Annotated in this window: 14 protein-coding genes and 1 pseudogene; 10 read left to right on the top strand and 5 right to left on the bottom strand. The window is 58.7% G+C overall.

The genetic code is table 11. The features are described from left to right. Positions 1-66: 66 nt before the first annotated feature. Together prpB and AC3ITY_RS08975 are read right to left on the bottom strand one after the other, a co-directional pair. The gene (gene prpB / locus AC3ITY_RS08980) at positions 67-957 is read right to left on the bottom strand and encodes a methylisocitrate lyase (protein ID WP_489308490.1); all 891 of its coding nucleotides are present in this window, start codon (positions 955-957) and stop codon (positions 67-69) included. Then, the gene (locus AC3ITY_RS08975; RefSeq protein WP_223533929.1) at positions 954-1,673 is read right to left on the bottom strand and encodes a GntR family transcriptional regulator; all 720 of its coding nucleotides are present in this window, start codon (positions 1,671-1,673) and stop codon (positions 954-956) included. Before AC3ITY_RS08975 ends, prpB begins: the two co-directional genes overlap by 4 nt. Before the next feature lie 298 nt (positions 1,674-1,971). On the opposite strand from AC3ITY_RS08975, the gene rloA reads away from it, so the two are divergent. The 4 genes from rloA (at position 1,972) to pabB (ending at position 6,500) form a co-directional block, all read left to right on the top strand. After that, entirely contained in the window at positions 1,972-2,508 is a 537-nt protein-coding gene (gene rloA / locus AC3ITY_RS08970; protein WP_223461380.1) for a retropepsin-like aspartic peptidase RloA, read from the top strand. A gap of 5 nt (positions 2,509-2,513) precedes the next feature. Beyond that, complete coding sequence (rloB, locus tag AC3ITY_RS08965; RefSeq protein WP_223533930.1) at positions 2,514-4,049, top strand: osmotic stress tolerance membrane protein RloB; 1,536 nt, start codon at positions 2,514-2,516, stop codon at positions 4,047-4,049. Beyond that, positions 4,049-5,035, top strand: coding sequence for an alpha-L-glutamate ligase-like protein (locus tag AC3ITY_RS08960; protein WP_489308486.1), 987 nt, complete (start codon positions 4,049-4,051; stop codon positions 5,033-5,035). The genes rloB and AC3ITY_RS08960 overlap by 1 nt, the downstream gene beginning before the upstream one ends. 121 nt (positions 5,036-5,156) lie before the next feature. Beyond that, positions 5,157-6,500 (top strand): aminodeoxychorismate synthase component I, encoded by a 1,344-nt coding sequence (gene pabB / locus AC3ITY_RS08955; protein ID WP_489308484.1) that lies wholly within the window; start codon positions 5,157-5,159, stop codon positions 6,498-6,500. A 125-nt stretch (positions 6,501-6,625) separates the two neighbouring features. Here pabB and thrH read toward each other — a convergent pair whose 3' ends face one another. Further along, entirely contained in the window at positions 6,626-7,243 is a 618-nt protein-coding gene (gene thrH / locus AC3ITY_RS08950) for a bifunctional phosphoserine phosphatase/homoserine phosphotransferase ThrH (RefSeq protein WP_489308482.1), read from the bottom strand. 173 nt (positions 7,244-7,416) lie between these two features. Between thrH and AC3ITY_RS08945 the strand changes: the two genes are divergently transcribed. The 5 genes and pseudogenes from AC3ITY_RS08945 to phaR all read left to right on the top strand — a co-directional run bounded on the left by AC3ITY_RS08945 (position 7,417) and on the right by phaR (position 12,199). Beyond that, a complete protein-coding gene (locus AC3ITY_RS08945) occupies positions 7,417-8,157 on the top strand; it encodes a phosphoadenylyl-sulfate reductase (RefSeq protein ID WP_007971943.1) in 741 nt (246 codons plus the stop codon). 546 nt (positions 8,158-8,703) lie between these two features. After that, positions 8,704-10,245, top strand: a complete 1,542-nt coding sequence (locus AC3ITY_RS08940; protein WP_489308479.1) for an NCS1 family nucleobase:cation symporter-1 — start codon at positions 8,704-8,706, stop codon at positions 10,243-10,245. A 56-nt stretch (positions 10,246-10,301) separates the two neighbouring features. Beyond that, positions 10,302-11,030: an aspartate/glutamate racemase family protein gene (locus tag AC3ITY_RS08935; RefSeq protein ID WP_489308477.1), complete on the top strand. Its 729-nt coding sequence runs from the start codon at positions 10,302-10,304 to the stop codon at positions 11,028-11,030. A 381-nt stretch (positions 11,031-11,411) separates the two neighbouring features. Then, a pseudogene (locus AC3ITY_RS08930) lies at positions 11,412-11,618 on the top strand (helix-turn-helix domain-containing protein); the annotation flags it as partial. Between the two features lie 59 nt (positions 11,619-11,677). Continuing rightward, complete coding sequence (phaR, locus tag AC3ITY_RS08925; RefSeq protein ID WP_489308475.1) at positions 11,678-12,199, top strand: polyhydroxyalkanoate synthesis repressor PhaR; 522 nt, start codon at positions 11,678-11,680, stop codon at positions 12,197-12,199. 35 nt (positions 12,200-12,234) lie between these two features. On the opposite strand, the gene phaP is transcribed toward phaR, so the two are convergent. Further along, positions 12,235-12,798, bottom strand: coding sequence for a TIGR01841 family phasin (gene phaP / locus AC3ITY_RS08920; RefSeq protein ID WP_489308474.1), 564 nt, complete (start codon positions 12,796-12,798; stop codon positions 12,235-12,237). A 251-nt stretch (positions 12,799-13,049) separates the two neighbouring features. On the opposite strand from phaP, the gene AC3ITY_RS08915 reads away from it, so the two are divergent. Beyond that, a complete protein-coding gene (locus tag AC3ITY_RS08915) occupies positions 13,050-15,473 on the top strand; it encodes a DUF3141 domain-containing protein (protein WP_489308473.1) in 2,424 nt (807 codons plus the stop codon). Between the two features lie 14 nt (positions 15,474-15,487). Here AC3ITY_RS08915 and AC3ITY_RS08910 read toward each other — a convergent pair whose 3' ends face one another. Further along, positions 15,488-16,603 (bottom strand): AraC family transcriptional regulator, encoded by a 1,116-nt coding sequence (locus AC3ITY_RS08910; RefSeq protein ID WP_489308472.1) that lies wholly within the window; start codon positions 16,601-16,603, stop codon positions 15,488-15,490. Positions 16,604-16,785: the final 182 nt, after the last annotated feature.

Here is a 16,785-nt window from a genome sequence, read left to right as displayed (position 1 = left end):
ACCGAATACCACGGGGTGCCAATTTTCCCGCGTCATCGTTAACGACCATCGCGAGCAAGCTTGCTCCTACCTCTTCGCGGCGAACAACGCATCGAGTTTCTGCTCGAAGGTGTGGTAGTCGATGCGATCGTAAAGCTCCATGCGGGTCTGCATGGTGTCGATGACGTTCTGTTGCGTGCCATCGCGACGAATCGCGGTGTAGACGTTTTCTGCAGCCTTGTTCATGGCGCGGAACGCCGACAGCGGGTACAGCACCAGGGATACGTCGGCAGCGGCCAGTTGTTCGGTGGTGTACAGCGGCGTCGCGCCGAACTCAGTGATGTTGGCCAGGATCGGCGCTTTCACACGGCTGGCGAACAGCTTGTACATTTCAAGCTCAGTGATGGCTTCCGGGAACACCATGTCGGCGCCGGCCTCGATGCACGCGGCGGCGCGATCCAGGGCAGACTCCAGACCTTCCACCGCCAGGGCGTCGGTACGGGCCATGATCACGAAGCTGTCATCGGTACGCGCATCGACGGCGGCCTTGATGCGGTCGACCATTTCCTGCTGGGTCACAATCTCTTTATTAGGACGGTGACCGCAGCGCTTGGCGCCAACCTGGTCTTCGATGTGAATCGCCGCCGCGCCGAACTTGATCATCGACTTGACGGTGCGAGCGACGTTGAACGCCGAGGAACCGAAACCGGTGTCCACGTCCACCAGCAGCGGCAGGTCGCAGACATCGGTGATACGGCGCACGTCGGTCAGCACGTCATCCAGACCGGTGATGCCCAGGTCCGGCACGCCGAGGGAGCCGGCAGCCACCCCGCCACCCGACAGGTAGATCGCCTTGAAACCGGCGCGCTTGGCCAGCAGCGCATGGTTGGCGTTGATCGCGCCGACCACTTGCAATGGATGCTCGCTGGCGACCGCATCGCGGAAACGCTGGCCTGGAGTGCTCTTGTTCAAACTCATGACTCACCTCGTTTGGCTGTCGGGTTGACGCCGTCCTGGTAATGACGGGCGATGTTGCGTTTGGAGGCGCCGATGTGACGGCGCATCAACAACTCGGCCAGTTCACCGTCACGGTCGGCAATGGCATCGAGAATTCGGTGGTGCTCGGCAAACGCCTGGTGCGGGCGATTGGGCGTGGTGGAAAACTGGATGCGGTACATGCGCACCAGTTGATACAGCTCGCCGCAGAGCATCTGGGTCAGCGTGCGGTTGCCGCTGCCCTGGATGATTCGGTAGTGGAAGTCGAAATCGCCTTCCTGCTGGTAGTAGCCCCGGCCGGCCTGAAACGCTTCATCGCGCTCGTGGGTTTCCAGGACCCGACGCAGTTCGTCGATTTCTTCGAGGCTCATGCGTTCGGCGGCCAGGCGACAGGCCATGCCTTCCAGGGATTCGCGGATTTCGTATAGCTCAATCAGTTCGGCGTGATTGAGCGACACCACCCGTGCGCCGACATGCGGCACGCGAACCAGCAGGCGCTGGCCTTCCAGACGGTGGATGGCCTCGCGCAACGGGCCCCGGCTGATGCCGTAGGTGCGCGCCAGTTCCGGTTCGGAGATTTTGCTGCCCGGTGCTATATCGCCCTTGACGATGGCCGCTTGAATGCGGCGGAAGACGTTCTCGGAAAGTGTCTCCGTATCGTCTTGCGTAGAAACCGGGGGATCGAGTTGATCCAGCATATTGTCGACACCTTGTAAGCAAGTGCCGTAAAAACTAACGAATACAGACGATACAGTCAAAGGATAAATCGATATTGTCGACAATCTTCTGATAACCGGCTGCACCATAACGAAGCAAGCCCCTAAGGTTATAGCCACCGGCCAGCGCTGGCGCCATCAAACCACCGTGCTAGAATGCCGCCCGCATTTGTTTGTCACATCTGCACTGCCTGTCATAAAACCCTGCCAGGCATACGAGGGAGCTTGCGCAGCGATGCCAGGGCCTTGAATCAAGTCGGACCGCTGCGCACCAGGATTTATGAGACTCAAGCCCTTCCCTACCTTCCTTTATTTCCTTTGCCTGCCCGGCTTCGCAATCGCCGGGGAAAAGACCGTGTATGGCCTCAATGAGTACGCATCGCTCAATGGTATCGATCTGGAAGTGGCGGCCAAACTCGACACCGGGGCGAAAACCGCTTCCCTGAGTGCACGGGATATCAAACGCTTCAAACGCAACGGCGAGTCGTGGGTGCGCTTTTACCTGGCCATCGACGCCGCCCATTCGCACCCGATCGAACGCCCGCTGGCCCGTGTCAGCAAGATCAAGCGCCGGGCCGGCGACTACGACCCCGAAGAGGGCAAGAAGTACACCGCCCGCCCGGTGATCGAACTGGACATCTGCATGGGCTCGGCCCTGCGCAGCATCGAAGTGAACCTGACCGACCGCAGCGCTTTCCAATACCCGCTACTGATTGGCTCCGAAGCACTCAAGCGCTTCGATGCACTGGTTGACCCCAGCCTTAAATATGCTGCCGGCAAACCTGCCTGCACCACCGACGCTCATACCGCCGAGTAATTTCAATGCGCTCTCTTACCCTTCACCTGAAACTGCTGATCGCCATCCTGGTGGTGCTGGGCATTTCAGTTACGGCCTATCAGATCTTCGTGCTGGGCATCCCGGTGACCGAAGACGCCACCGACGACCTGTGGAACATCGACGCCAAGGTCGAGTTCGTCGCCAGTGCCAAGGACCCGGTCAAGATCCAGATGTTCGTGCCACCGCTGAGCCGCGACTTCGTCAGCCTCAACGAGAGCTTCATCTCCAACAACTACGGCGTGGCCGTGAACCGGGTCGACGGCAACCGCAAGGTCACCTGGTCGGCACGCCGGGCCAAAGGCAATCAGACGCTGTATTACCGCCTGGTGCTGACCAAGCGTTATTCCGGTGAGAAAGCCAAGATCAAAGGCCCGACCTTTCGCGACAGCATGACCATCGAAGGCCCGGAAAAAATCGCCGCCGAAGCCCTGCTCGCACCGATTCGCCAGCACTCGGCCGACGTCGAAACCTTTGTCGGCGAAGCCATCAAGCGGGTCAACAACCTCAACGATGACAACGTGAAACTGCTGCTGGCCGGTGATCCATCCACTGCGCACAAGGCGAAAATCGTCGAATTGCTGCTGTCCATCGCCCACGTGCCGATCGAGAAGGTCCACACCATCCGCCTGGTGGCCGACCAGCCGCAAGTGCCGGAACTGTGGCTGCGCAGCTTCAACGGCACCAACTGGCTGTACTTCAACCCGGAAACCGGTGAACAGGGCCTGCCGACCGACCGCCTGCTGTGGTGGACCGGCGACGAAAACCTGATCACTGTCGATGGCGGCAAGAAAGCCAACGTGACCTTCAGCCTGAACAACAGCGAAATGAACGCCATTCGCCTGGCCAAGCTGACTGATGAAAACACCGACGCCAACTTCCTCGAGTACTCGTTGTACGGCCTACCGCTGCAAACCCAGCAGACCTTCATGATCATGGTGATGATCCCGATCGGCGTGCTGGTGATCCTGATCCTGCGCAACCTGATCGGCATCCAGACCCTGGGCACCTTCACCCCGGTGCTGATCGCCCTGGCCTTCCGCGAAACCCAGCTCGGCTTCGGTATCATGCTGTTTACCATCATCACGGCGCTGGGCCTGTCGCTACGCTCCTACCTCGAACACCTGAAACTGCAAATGCTGCCGAGGCTGTCGGTGGTGCTGACGTTCGTGGTGGTGCTGATTGCGGCGATCAGCCTGTTCAGCCATAAACTCGGCCTGGAGCGCGGCTTGTCGGTGGCGCTGTTCCCGATGGTGATCCTGACCATGACCATCGAACGCCTGTCGATCACCTGGGAAGAGCGCGGCGGTGGCCATGCCATGAAAGTGGCGATCGGCACGCTGTTCGCCGCGTCCCTGGCACACCTGATCATGACCGTGCCGGAACTGGTGTACTTCGTGTTCACTTTCCCGGCGATCCTGCTGATCCTGGTAGGCTTCATGCTGGCCATGGGTCGTTATCGCGGTTATCGCCTGACCGAACTGGTGCGCTTCAAGGCCTTCCTGAAAAAGGCTGACGCCTGATGTTCGGCCTCTGGAAGACCTGGAAGGCCCTGGAAGCCCGGGGCATCATGGGGATCAATCGGCGCAACGCAGACTACGTGCTCAAGTACAACAAGCGCAGCCTGTACCCGATCGTCGATGACAAGATCATCACCAAGGAGCGCGCCATCGCCGCCGGCATCCATGTGCCCGAGCTGTATGGCGTGATCTCCACCGAGAAGGAAATCGACAATCTCGAAGAGATCATCGGCGCGCGCACTGACTTCGTGATCAAACCGGCCCAGGGCGCTGGCGGCGATGGCATCCTGGTGATCGCCGACCGTTTTGAAGGCCGATATCGCTCGGTGTCCGGACGGATCATCAGCCATGAAGAAATCGAGCATCAGATTTCCAGCATCCTGACCGGCCTGTACTCCCTGGGCGGTCACCGCGACCGGGCGCTGATCGAGTACCGAGTGATTCCGGACCAGATCTTCAAAAGCATCAGCTATGAAGGCGTGCCGGACATTCGCATCATTGTTTTGATGGGCTACCCGGTGATGGCCATGTTGCGCCTGCCGACGCGCCAGTCCAATGGCAAGGCCAACCTGCACCAGGGTGCCATCGGTGTCGGCGTTGACCTGGCCACCGGCCTGACCCTGCGCGGCACCTGGCTGAACAACATCATCAACAAACACCCGGACACCACGAATGCAGTGGATGGCGTGCAACTGCCCTACTGGGACGGCTTCATGAAACTCGCCGCTGGCTGTTATGAGTTGTGCGGGTTGGGCTACATCGGTGTCGACATGGTCCTGGACCAGGAAAAAGGCCCGCTGATTCTGGAGCTCAACGCCCGCCCGGGGCTGAACATCCAGATTGCCAATGACTGCGGCCTGACGTTGCGTACTCATGCGGTCGAGGCGCGACTGGAAGACCTCAAGGCTCGTGGCGTGACTGAATCGGTCGAAGAGCGCGTGGCGTTTGTGCAGGAGATGTTTGGGCATATTCCTGCGGTTGAAGGCTGATCCCTCGCCACAGGTTTCATACAGCCGCTGCAAACTTAGCTCTTTCCAAGATCCCTCTAGGACCAAATCCTGCAGAGGACTACAATCGCCACCCCGCCTCGATGGCTGACTTCCCCCGCCCATGTTGACCTGTTCCGTACACCCGCTGCCCTATCGCGCCAATCCCGCCGAATACTTCGCGGCGATTCGCCATGCTCCCGGTGCCGTGCTGCTCGACAGTGGCCGCCCCAGCGCCGACCGCGGTCGCTATGACCTGCTCAGCGCCTGGCCGCTGGAACAATTGACGGTATCGCCCGACGAAAGTGGCGACGCTTTCCTGCAACGCCTGCGCGATAACCTGACGCGTCTGGGCGAAGCCACTCTGCCGGCACCTTATGAGTTGCCGTTTGCCGGTGGATTGATCGGCTACCTGAGTTACGACTTCGGCCGGCATCTGGAGCGCCTGCCGAGCCAGGCGCGGGACGACCTGCATCTGCCCGACGCGCGTTTCGGCTTGTACACCTGGGCATTGATCAGCGATCACCTTTCGCAGACCAGTCAATTGGTGTTCCACCCGACTCTGCCCGACAGCGAGCGTCAGCGCCTGATTGACCTGTTTAGCCAGTCTGCGCCGGAAGTGGTCGCGCCCTTCAAACTGCTCACCCCGATGACTGCCGACCTGAGCGCTGACCAGTATCAACAGGCCATCGAGCGCATCCAGCAATACATTCAGGCCGGCGACTGTTATCAGGTCAATTTCGCCCAACGGTTTCGCGCACCCTGCCAGGGTGATCCGTGGGCCGCTTACTGCGCGCTGCGAGCTGCGTGCCCGACGCCTTTTTCCGGTTTCCAGAGCTTGCCTGACGGCGATGCCGTACTCAGCCTGTCGCCGGAACGCTTCGTCAAAGTCAGTCAGGGCCATGTGGAAACCCGTCCGATCAAGGGCACCCGCCCGCGGGGCCTGACGCCTGAGCAAGACACCGCGAACGCCGCCGAATTGCTGGCCAGCCCCAAGGATCGCGCGGAAAACCTGATGATTGTCGATCTGCTGCGCAATGACCTCGGTCGTACCTGCCGTACCGGTTCGGTACGGGTGCCGGAACTGTTCAGCCTGGAAAGCTATCCGAACGTGCACCACCTGGTGAGCAGCGTCACCGGTGAACTGGCGGATGAGCGCGATGCCATGGACCTGATCGCCGGCAGCTTCCCCGGCGGCTCGATTACCGGTGCGCCAAAGATTCGCGCCATGCAGATCATCGATGAGCTGGAACCGACCCGGCGCGGGCTGTATTGCGGTTCATTGCTGTACCTGGACGTGCGCGGCGAGATGGACAGCTCCATCGCCATCCGTAGTTTGCTGGTCAAGGACGGACAGGTGTGTTGCTGGGGCGGTGGCGGGATTGTTGCGGATTCGGAGTGGCAGGCTGAGTATCAGGAGTCGATCACCAAGGTGAAGGTACTGCTCGAAACCTTGCAGAACCTCTGACACCACATCCGTCCCTGTAGGAGCGAGCTTGCTCGCGATGAACCTGAAAACGCTGCGGGGTGTCAGGCTTGCCGCGTTATCGTTGACGACCATCGCGAGCAAGCTCGCTCCTACAGGAAATGTACTTACAGGCTCAAAGTGCGATTCGAAGCCTTGATGAACTCCTGCTTCAGCTCTTCAAACGTGTGCACCGCCGGGAATTGCGGGAACTGCGCAATCACGTTATCCGGCGCATGGAACAGAATCCCGGCATCGGCCTCGCCCAGCATCGTGGTGTCGTTGTAGGAATCCCCCGCCGCGATCACCCGGTAATAGAGGCTCTTGAAGGCCAGGACCGACTGACGCTTGGGATCTTTCTGACGCAACTGGTAGCCAGTGACTCGCCCGCTATCGTCAGTAATCAGGCGATGGCAGAGCAAGGTCGGGAAACCCAGTTGACGCATCAGCGGCTGGGAGAACTCGTAGAAGGTGTCCGACAGGATCACCACCTGGAAGCGCTCGCGCAGCCAGTCGACGAACTCGATGGCGCCGTCCAGCGGCTTGAGCGTGGCGATCACTTCCTGAATGTCGGAGAGCTTCAGGCCGTGCTCGTCGAGAATCCGCAGGCGCTGCTTCATCAGCACGTCGTAGTCGGGAATGTCCCGGGTGGTGGCCCTGAGGGATTCGATCCCGGTTTTTTCGGCGAAGGCGATCCAGATTTCCGGAACCAGCACACCTTCAAGATCCAGACAGGCAATTTCCACAAGACACTCCCATTTGTATTGATTATTGAGTCGAGCGAGCAAAAAGACTGCCGAACTCTAGCGACTCGGGCCTGCCTGCGCAACGCAGAGGATGCCCCGGCCCGTGCAGCTTTTTGTTACCATCGACCCCATATAGAGCGCCCAGCGCCACCGACCTGTAGGAAGCCACCCTGATGAGCCCAACGTTCGACGTCGTGGAACTCGCCACGACCTATGCCAACAAATCCGCCCAGGACATTCTGAAACTCGCTTTTGCCGAGTTCGGCGATGACCTGTGGATATCTTTCAGTGGCGCCGAGGACGTGGTGCTGGTGGACATGGCCTGGAAGCTGAACAAGAACGTCAAGGTGTTCAGCCTCGACACCGGCCGCTTGCACCCAGAGACGTATCGTTTCATCGATCAGGTGCGCGAGCACTACAAGATCGACATCGAACTGGTGTCGCCGGACTACACCAAACTCGAACCGTTCGTGAAGGAAAAAGGCCTGTTCAGCTTCTACAAGGACGGCCATGGCGAATGCTGCGGCATCCGCAAGATCGAACCGCTGCGTCGCAAGCTGTCCGGCGTGAAAGCCTGGGCCACCGGCCAGCGCCGGGACCAGAGCCCCGGCACCCGCAGCGCCGTCGCGGTGATGGAAATCGACACCGCGTTCTCCACCCCGGAACGCACCCTGTACAAGTTCAACCCGCTGGCGCAAATGACCAGCGAAGAGATCTGGGGCTACATCCGCATGCTGGAACTGCCGTACAACAGCCTGCACGAACGCGGTTTCATCAGCATCGGCTGCGAACCCTGCACCCGCCCGGTTCTGCCAAACCAACATGAGCGCGAAGGCCGTTGGTGGTGGGAAGAAGCGACGCAGAAGGAATGCGGGTTGCATGCGGGGAATATCATCAGCAAGTCGAAAGCCTAACCCCTGTAGGAGCGAGCTTGCTCGCGATAAACCCGAGAGCGCCACGGGGTGTCAGGGTTACAGCGTTCTCGTTGACGACCATCGCGAGCAAGCTCGCTCCTACAAAAATTTGTACACAGAAATGTCACCATCGGTGCCATTTCTGTGTGCACTTTTTTGTTTCCGCGCCCCCAAAAGTTACATTCCCCCGCCTGCCTGGCGTCGCCACGCTTCTCTGAATCCCCTCCTGAAAATAAATACCTGTTCAATCGGTCAATTTATATTGTCTATTTTTCAGCAATTTGGCGAAAAGCCATAACAAAACGAAATGAGCAGCACGTTTCATAGGACTCCCGACTGGCATGGATCTAGCTTAAGTGCATACATGTTTTGTATACAATCAATTCAAAACATACACACACTTTAGATCCGCAAGCCTGAAGCGCCCTATCCCGTACAGGCTGCAGATGCCCCGTAACCAATGATATTCGCCACCCGCGACGAAGATTTGTCGAGCCAACGCTCATGCACAGTCATCGCGGCGTCGAGCATCAGGAGCCTGCCGGAATGCGTACTAGTCTCTCTAATAACAACATCGCGCTGGATCTACCCTCTTCCCATACCACCCACACCGCCGAGAATCAGGCGCATCACGCCCCCGTGGTGCTCAGCCCCCGACTGCACAACAAGGACCTGGCACCGACCAAGTCCGAAGGTCGGCGCTGGGGCCGCTACAGCATCTTTGCCCTGTGGACCAACGACGTTCACAACATTGCCAACTACTCGTTTGCCATCGGTCTGTACGCTTTGGGTCTGGGTGGCTGGCAGATCCTGCTGTCCCTGGGGATCGGTGCGGCGCTGGTTTACTTCTTCATGAACCTGTCTGGCTACATGGGCCAGAAAACCGGGGTGCCGTTTCCGGTCATCAGCCGGATCAGTTTCGGTATTCACGGTGCGCAGATTCCTGCGTTGATCCGCGCCGTTATCGCCATCGCCTGGTTCGGTATTCAGACGTACCTTGCGTCCGTGGTTTTTCGCGTGTTGTTGACGGCGGTCCATCCCGGGTTCGCCGACTACGACCACGACTCGATCCTCGGCCTGTCGACCCTGGGCTGGGTGTGTTTCGTCGCGATCTGGTTCGTGCAACTGGCGATCCTTGCCTATGGCATGGAGATGGTGCGGCGCTACGAGGCATTTGCCGGCCCGGTGATTCTGCTGACCGTCGCCGCCCTCGCCGCGTGGATGTACACCCAGGCCGATGCGACCATTGCCTGGTCAATTCGCGAGCCGCTGACTGGCGGTGAGATGTGGCGCAACATCTTTGCCGGTGGCGCACTGTGGTTAGCGATCTACGGCACCTTGATCCTCAACTTCTGCGACTTCGCCCGCTCTTCACCGTGCCGTAAAACCATCAAGGTCGGAAATTTCTGGGGCTTGCCGGTGAATATCCTGGTGTTCGCCAGCATCACGGTCCTGCTGTGCGGCGCGCAATTTCAGATCAATGGCCGGATCATCGAAAGCCCGACCGAAATCATCGCCTCGATCCCCAATACCTTCTTCCTGGTGCTCGGCTGCCTGGCATTCCTGATCGTCACCGTGGCGGTGAACATCATGGCCAACTTCGTCGCCCCGGCGTTCGTACTCAGCAACCTGGCGCCCAAGTACCTGACCTTCCGCCGCGCCGGGCTGATCAGCGCGACCATCGCCGTGCTGATCCTGCCGTGGAACCTCTACAACAGTCCGCTGGTGATCGTGTATTTCCTGTCCGGCCTCGGTGCCCTGCTCGGCCCGTTGTACGGGGTGATCATGGTCGACTACTGGCTGGTGCGAAAAGGCCAGGTCAACGTGCCGCAGTTGTACAGCGAAGACCCGAACGGCGCGTATTACTACAGTCGCGGGGTCAATTTGCGCGCCGTGGCGGCGTTCATTCCCGCCGCCCTGATCGCCATCGTCCTGGCCCTGGTACCGGGGTTCCACAGCGTGTCGCCGTTCTCCTGGCTGATTGGTGCCGGCATCGCCGGGATGCTCTACCTGATCATCGCCAAGCGCCAACCGCTCTACGCCGATGTCAGCGGCGAAGCCATCGCGGTCGACAACGTCAGCCACTGATCCTGTCGCGGCCCGGCGTTGTCGGGCCGCAGAACCAACTGCAATAAGGACTCCCCATGCGCATTCTCGTGGTCAACGTCAACACCACCGAATCCATCACCCAGGCCATCGCCCGCTCGGCGCAGGCCGTCGCGTCGCCCGGCACGGAAATCGTCGGCCTCACCCCGCACTTCGGCGCCGACTCCATCGAAGGCAATTTCGAGAGTTACCTGGCGGCCATCGCGGTCATGGACCGGGTAATGTCCTATGACCAGCCGTTCGACGCCGTGATCCAGGCCGGCTACGGCGAGCACGGCCGTGAAGGCTTGCAGGAACTGCTCAATGTGCCGGTGGTGGACATCACCGATGCCGCCGCCAGCACGGCGATGTTTCTCGGCCACGCCTATTCCGTGGTCACCACCCTCGACCGCACCGTGCCGCTGATCGAAGATCGCCTCAAGCTCTCCGGCCTCTGGGACCGTTGCGCCTCGGTTCGGGCCAGTGGATTGGCAGTGCTGGAACTGGAGCACGAACCGCAGCGCGCACTGGAGGCCATCGTGCATCAGGCCGAACTGGCGGTGACCCAGGACAAGGCCGAAGTGATTTGCCTGGGCTGCGGCGGCATGGCTGGGCTGGACGAGCAGATTCGCCGGCGTACCGGGGTACCGGTGGTGGATGGGGTGACGGCGGCGGTGACCATTGCCGAATCGCTGGTGCGGTTGAGACTGTCGACATCAAAGGTGCGGACGTATGCGACGCCGCGGCCGAAGAACATTGTTGGCTGGCCGGCGCGGTTCGCCCGGTAGACCGCGGTGCCCCCTTCGCGAGCAAGCCCGCTCCCACACTGGATCTTCGTTGAATACAGATATTGTGTTCACAACAGATCAAATGTGGGAGCAACTGTCTTCACCATGCCACTCGTCACCGCCATTCGGTGCCGTCCCGCAACATGGCATTCAGCCTAATCAGTGACCCGCTTGAGTTACGCTCGCAGACGGCGCAGTTCAGCGTGCTGATCATCGCCTTGCTGCTGTTTTTCTTGAGGTTTGCTGTAGCGCTTTATCCAGGCATAGAGGTGTCTACAAAACCTGGGGCGATTCACGCATCCCCACAAAAAGGCCGATCACAGAAGCGTGCCCTGTTTGCTCAGCTTTGCTTAGCCAATTTAGGAACAGGTGCACAGTGTTGGATTAACGCCCAGAGACATCAGCAATCAGCCCAGATCTCAGAATCTGTGGTGTTCAAATGGCTAAAGCGCTATCCGGAGGTGGGTCTTGAGGGATTGAACGACCCTGCCTCGAAGTGGCCAGCCTCGCAAACTCATCACTCAAAAGATGAAGAAAGCTCTTACGCTGACCACCCAGCTCGTGCCACGTGAGGCGATGCATTGGAGTGACAGTGCTCAGAGTAGGATAAGATGCCTGTAAATCAGGCTCGCTGTGAGTAGCCCCGCATGACAGATAACAGTCGGAACACCACCCGTCTGATCAAAAAGTACCCGAATCGCCGACTGTATGACACGCACACCAGCAGTCATCTGACCCTTGCGGATATACGCCAATTGGTCGTCGATAGAATCCCGTTCGAGGTGGTCGACGCCAAGACTGGCGAGGATCTGACCCGAAGCATTTTGCTGCAGGTCATTCTGGAAGCCGAAAGTGGCGGTGAGCCGATATTCTCCAGTGAGATGCTCATGGGGATTATCCAGTTTTACGGTCCCTACCAGAGCGTCCTCGGCAGCTACCTGGATAAAAGCATCCAGGCGGTCATCGACATCCAGTCCCAGACCGGCGCTCAGTCCTCTGAAGCCTGGAGCGAGTTCATGCACCAGCAAGCACCGGTCATGCAGGATTTGATGCGCCAGTATGTCGACCAGTCAAAAGCCCTCTACCTGAACACTCAGAACCTCTTCGGCCTGTTCGGCGGCATGCCAGGTGCCGGCGGCGGGCCGAAAAAAAATGGCGATGGGGAGTAACCCCATCGCCATCAGTGTAACCACTCTAATGTGACTTACTTGTTACCGCTTGTAGCCTTGGCACCAGGAGCGGTTTTGCCGGCTGCGGCGGTCGCTGCGTCAAAACCGCTCTGGGCAACGTCAGCAGCCTGTTTTACGGCGTTCTGTGCGCTTTCAAAAACGGTACCGGCATTCGCCAGCGACGACTTGAACGCGGCCACAACAGGCTCGGAGCCAGCCGGTGCATTCTTGCTGATCACTTCAACGAACTCTTGCACCTGCTGGGTACCCACCTCGACCTGACGCGAGGTCAGTTTGGCGATTTCCGAGTGAGTGCCGACAATCAACGCTTGCACTTGGCGATTGAACTCAGCCAGGCGTTCGGCTTGCACATTTGGCTGGGTGAAAGAAGTCTGGAGCTCAGCGAGCCCTTGTAGATCACGGACTGCCAACAGCTTGCGAATGCCTTCGAACTGCTCCTCGGTGGATGCCTGCAGAGTCTTGAACTGCAATTGGGTGAGCTGTTCAACGCTGGCGAAGACTTTGCCACTGATTTGCTGCAGGAGGTCGAGGTTGGCTTTCTGAGCGTCTTGCAATTTTTCCGAGTTGAAAAAAGACATGCTTGAATCTCCTGATTCTGAAAAGCCGACATGGGCCTGAGGACGCGATAGCGATCCTGCCGATCATCGCGTTAGCCTTGATATTGCAGTGCACAAATTCGTTTGGCAATGATTTTTTTGTGCGGTGCACAAAAATATTTCTTCTCCTGCCTCTATTCGCTATAGACTCCTAACATCGAACAGCCAGCCAAGCCCTCTTCATTAAAGAGGCGCAGGCAGCTGCTTCTCATGCATAACGCCAGGAGATCACCATGGGCCAGGAAGATATTATTGCATCGCAATATGAAAAACCCTCCTATCAACGCGGCCCGTTCGAACACCTGAGTCATCTGCAACGCCTCAATACCCAGAACATCCTCGATGCCTTGCACCAGCGCCAGGAAAAAACCCTCACGCTTCTGAAGCAGGGTCAACTCAGACTACCCACGCCCACTGACTGGCAGGAATACTTCACCGACCTCGGCCAACGCAGCCTGCTGTTCTGGGACACCCTGCGCCAGCGCGGCGACAATACGCAGGCCCATGAACGCGCCGGGTATCCACTGCTGCTCAAGTTCGATCATGAAACCCTGATCGCCGGCTCCGATCTCCCACGCCCGGTCAACTATTCACTGCTGCAAATCCTCCCCGGACCAGAGCAAAGAATCGACAGCAACGGCCAACCGGTGATCATCATTGACCCACGCGGCGGCCACGGCTCCGGAATCGGCGGCTTCAAACAGGATTCGGTATTAGGTGAAAGCCTCAGAGCCGGCCACCCCACCTATTTCATCTCCTTCAGTCACTCACCGCTGCCTGGGCAAACCCTGACCGATATCGTCGAAGCCCAGGCCCGGTTCATCGAAGTCGTCAGCGCCCTTCACCCGGCCAACAGCAAGCCGATCATAATCGGCAACTGCCAGGCCGGCTGGGCCTTGATGGGGCTGGCGGCAACACGGCCGGAACTACCGGGATTGATCATTATCAATGGTGCCCCCTTGTCGTACTGGGCCGGTGTCAATGGACGCAATCCGATGCGCTACACCGGTGGCCTGCTGGGTGGCGGCTGGATGGCTCGCCTGGGCAGCGACCTGGGCAATGACCGTTTCGACGGTACCTGGCTGGTCAGCAATTTCGAAAACCTGGACCCGGCCAACACCTATTGGGGCAAGTACTACCAGTTATTCAGCCAGGTCGACAGCGAGGCTGCGCGCTTCCTCGACTTCGAACGCTGGTGGGGCAGCCCGACCCTGCTTAATGGCGAAGAGATCGAGATGATTGTCGATCAGCTTTTCATCGGCAACCAGTTGTCCGGCGGCCTCGGCCGCAAGAGCAGCGGCATTGACCTGAAACGTATCGAAGCACCGGTGGTGGTATTTTGCTCCTACGGAGACAACATCACCCCCCCGCAGCAGGCAATGAACTGGATCGCCGATGCCTATCCCAGCGATCTCGCTTTGCATGATGCAGGACGTACCATCGTCTACCTGCGGCACGCCAGCATCGGCCATTTGGGTATTTTTGTTTCCGGCAAAGTGGCGCGGCGCGAACACCGTGGGATGCTCGGCGCGGTCGAAACCATCAAGGCGCTGCCGGCGGGACTGTATGAAATGCTGATTGACGATCTGCCAACCTCCTCAGGCAGCGATGACATGCAATACCGAGTGCGTTTCGAATCAAGGCGAATCGCCGATATCCATGAGGACGTCGAGCCGGCCCGTGATGACGATCGCGAATTCTCTCTGGTGGAGCGCGCCTCTGAAATCAACAGCGCGTTTTACGACGGGTTCATACGTCCGTGGCTGCGTCAGATCGTCAACGAGCCAATTGCCGAACTGTTGCGCAGGGCGCACCCCTTCCATCAGCAGCAAGTGCTATGGAGCAGCCTGAATCCGGCGCTGTGGTGGTTGGCCGGGACCGCCTCCCAAGTGAGCAGTGATCGTCATCCTGCACGCAAAGACAACCCGTTGCTGGCCTGGCAAGCGTTGTTCTCCAACCAGATGCAAGACGCCCTGAATGCTTATCGCGATGTGCGTGACGCCACTCAGGAGCTGTGTTTTTACGGTATTTACGGCGCACTGAGTGCCCTCACCAGCAACAAGCCTGTGCGAAATCTCCAGGCACATGCCGACCAGCTGGACCAGGCTCTGATCGAACGCCTGCAGGATGCGCTGCCTCATGGCGGCCCCCTGGAAGCATTGGTGCGGATTCTGTTTCTGCTGGGCCGCGACAGCGACAAGGCGGGCAAGGAAAGCATCGAGAAGCTGGTCCAGCAGGTGCACCTGCTGGTCCAGGACTACAGCAATGAGCCCACTGCCCTGCGCGAAGCCATCCGATTGCAGAACCTGCTGGTTTTCGCCCACCCGCAAGAAAGCTTGCGCAGCCTGCCCTTGTTGCTACCTGAGGCAAAGGAACGCCAACAGGTCCTGACAGCCGTTGGGCAATTGATGCCTGAACTACTAGCGACCGTTGGAGCTGAAGGCGAATTCTGGCGTGAACTGCACGCGTTGCTCGAAGTCCCCCTGCCGGGCTTCAGCCTGACCCAACCACCCAGTGAAACAGTTGTCATCCCGCAGGAGCCCCCTTCGCAGCCATCTCCGTCGCCGCAGATCACACCACTGCCGGCTCCCGCCATCGTAGTTAAAGCCCCGAAGCGCAAAGCTAGCAAAGGTACAACAGGCCCCAAGCCTCAATGACCCTTCACAAGGGATTAGCGGTGTATCCGTTCGGCGAAGCCTGCGACCTTATGATCGCTGTACAGACCGATGGGGGTCATGGATCGGACCCGCGCGACTTTTTCGACCACAGGCGACAACTCGTCGGTTCGATACTGACCCGGGGTCATACCGAACCAACGGATGCATGCTTTATGGAAGCTGCTGTGATCATGGAAGCCGAGCAGGCTAGTCACATGCTTCATGTTGAAATGAGAATGGCGCAAATAGAAGTCAGCCATCTGCCGGCGCACATCGTTCAGGACGTCCTTGAATTGCGTGCCATCCTTCTCAAGGCCTCGTTGAAGCGTTCGCTTGCTGATATTCAGTGCCGCCGCAATCGATTCCATATCACATTGCCCTTGGCCTTGCCCCTGGCTCAAGCGCTCGGTAATCAGCGCGCGAATCCTGCCAACGATAAAGTAACCGGACAACAGGTCCAATTGAGCCTCGGCAAAACTGTCATGGAGTGTGGCCAACGCCTCGTTGGCCATGCTCAACGGACTCAGAAGCGCCTGACCATCGAACAAGATGCTGTCATATGCTGCCCCGAAACTCAGCGGACAGCCAAAAAGCCGCTGATGCTCCGACGTGTCTTCAGGCTCGGGATAAGTGAACTCCACACTCAACGGTTGCGGTGACTTACCACCTGCCAGCCAATGGCAGAAACCCAGCAGCGAAGCCAAGGCTGCATCCGTGTATTGCCGGGGTTTGACCGAGCCATGTTGCTGATGATCGAGACTGGCCAATCGGTAATGCTGCTGCTCCTGGACAAGGAAAAGGCTGAATCCGGTACCAATCAACGGGCTGAAACGAACCAGACGTTCAAGCGCCCTTTTCAGATTCGAACTGGACATCATCGTGTAGCCCACGATCTGAAAACTACTGGGATGGAATTCCCCGTAGGCTTTCAAACCGATATTCAGATCATCCGAAGCCTGAGCAGCCAGGTCCCAAAGACGATAGATAACGCTTCGCTCGCAGAATGCTCCTGGTTTACCCACGAACTCGACATCCAGTCCCGCCTCCTGGCACAGACCGTCAAGGTCCAGTCCTTGGGCCAAAAACGTATTCGCCAGCATGCTGGCATAACCTGAACTCATTCTATACATGGCGTCCTCAATGACCAATGGAACCGAACGTCCTGTCCGGAGCCGATACTGACATGCGCTGAACATATTTCAACAGTGTTTCAGAAATATTAACTATCCATTGAGTTTTAAGAGTTGATCCAAGTATGGGTACTCCTCATTTTTTTGCCAGCAGGCCAAAACACCCGCGTGGCACCGATGGA

The organism is Pseudomonas sp. GL_091 (genome assembly GCF_057837725.1).
Note: the sequence above shows the minus strand (reverse complement) of the source record. Positions and strands in the feature narration are given on the sequence as shown.

What these genes read in the sequence shown, in the direction of transcription:
- prpB (WP_489308490.1), bottom strand. Translation starts at nt 957, where the DNA reads ATGAGTTTGAACAAGAGCACTCCAGGCCAGCGTTTCCGCGATGCGGTC.
- AC3ITY_RS08975 (WP_223533929.1), bottom strand. Translation starts at nt 1,673, where the DNA reads ATGCTGGATCAACTCGATCCCCCGGTTTCTACGCAAGACGATACGGAG.
- rloA (WP_223461380.1), top strand. Translation starts at nt 1,972, where the DNA reads ATGAGACTCAAGCCCTTCCCTACCTTCCTTTATTTCCTTTGCCTGCCC.
- rloB (WP_223533930.1), top strand. Translation starts at nt 2,514, where the DNA reads ATGCGCTCTCTTACCCTTCACCTGAAACTGCTGATCGCCATCCTGGTG.
- AC3ITY_RS08960 (WP_489308486.1), top strand. Translation starts at nt 4,049, where the DNA reads ATGTTCGGCCTCTGGAAGACCTGGAAGGCCCTGGAAGCCCGGGGCATC.
- pabB (WP_489308484.1), top strand. Translation starts at nt 5,157, where the DNA reads ATGTTGACCTGTTCCGTACACCCGCTGCCCTATCGCGCCAATCCCGCC.
- AC3ITY_RS08945 (WP_007971943.1), top strand. Translation starts at nt 7,417, where the DNA reads ATGAGCCCAACGTTCGACGTCGTGGAACTCGCCACGACCTATGCCAAC.
- AC3ITY_RS08940 (WP_489308479.1), top strand. Translation starts at nt 8,704, where the DNA reads ATGCGTACTAGTCTCTCTAATAACAACATCGCGCTGGATCTACCCTCT.
- AC3ITY_RS08935 (WP_489308477.1), top strand. Translation starts at nt 10,302, where the DNA reads ATGCGCATTCTCGTGGTCAACGTCAACACCACCGAATCCATCACCCAG.
- phaR (WP_489308475.1), top strand. Translation starts at nt 11,678, where the DNA reads ATGACAGATAACAGTCGGAACACCACCCGTCTGATCAAAAAGTACCCG.
- phaP (WP_489308474.1), bottom strand. Translation starts at nt 12,798, where the DNA reads ATGTCTTTTTTCAACTCGGAAAAATTGCAAGACGCTCAGAAAGCCAAC.
- AC3ITY_RS08915 (WP_489308473.1), top strand. Translation starts at nt 13,050, where the DNA reads ATGGGCCAGGAAGATATTATTGCATCGCAATATGAAAAACCCTCCTAT.
- AC3ITY_RS08910 (WP_489308472.1), bottom strand. Translation starts at nt 16,603, where the DNA reads ATGTATAGAATGAGTTCAGGTTATGCCAGCATGCTGGCGAATACGTTT.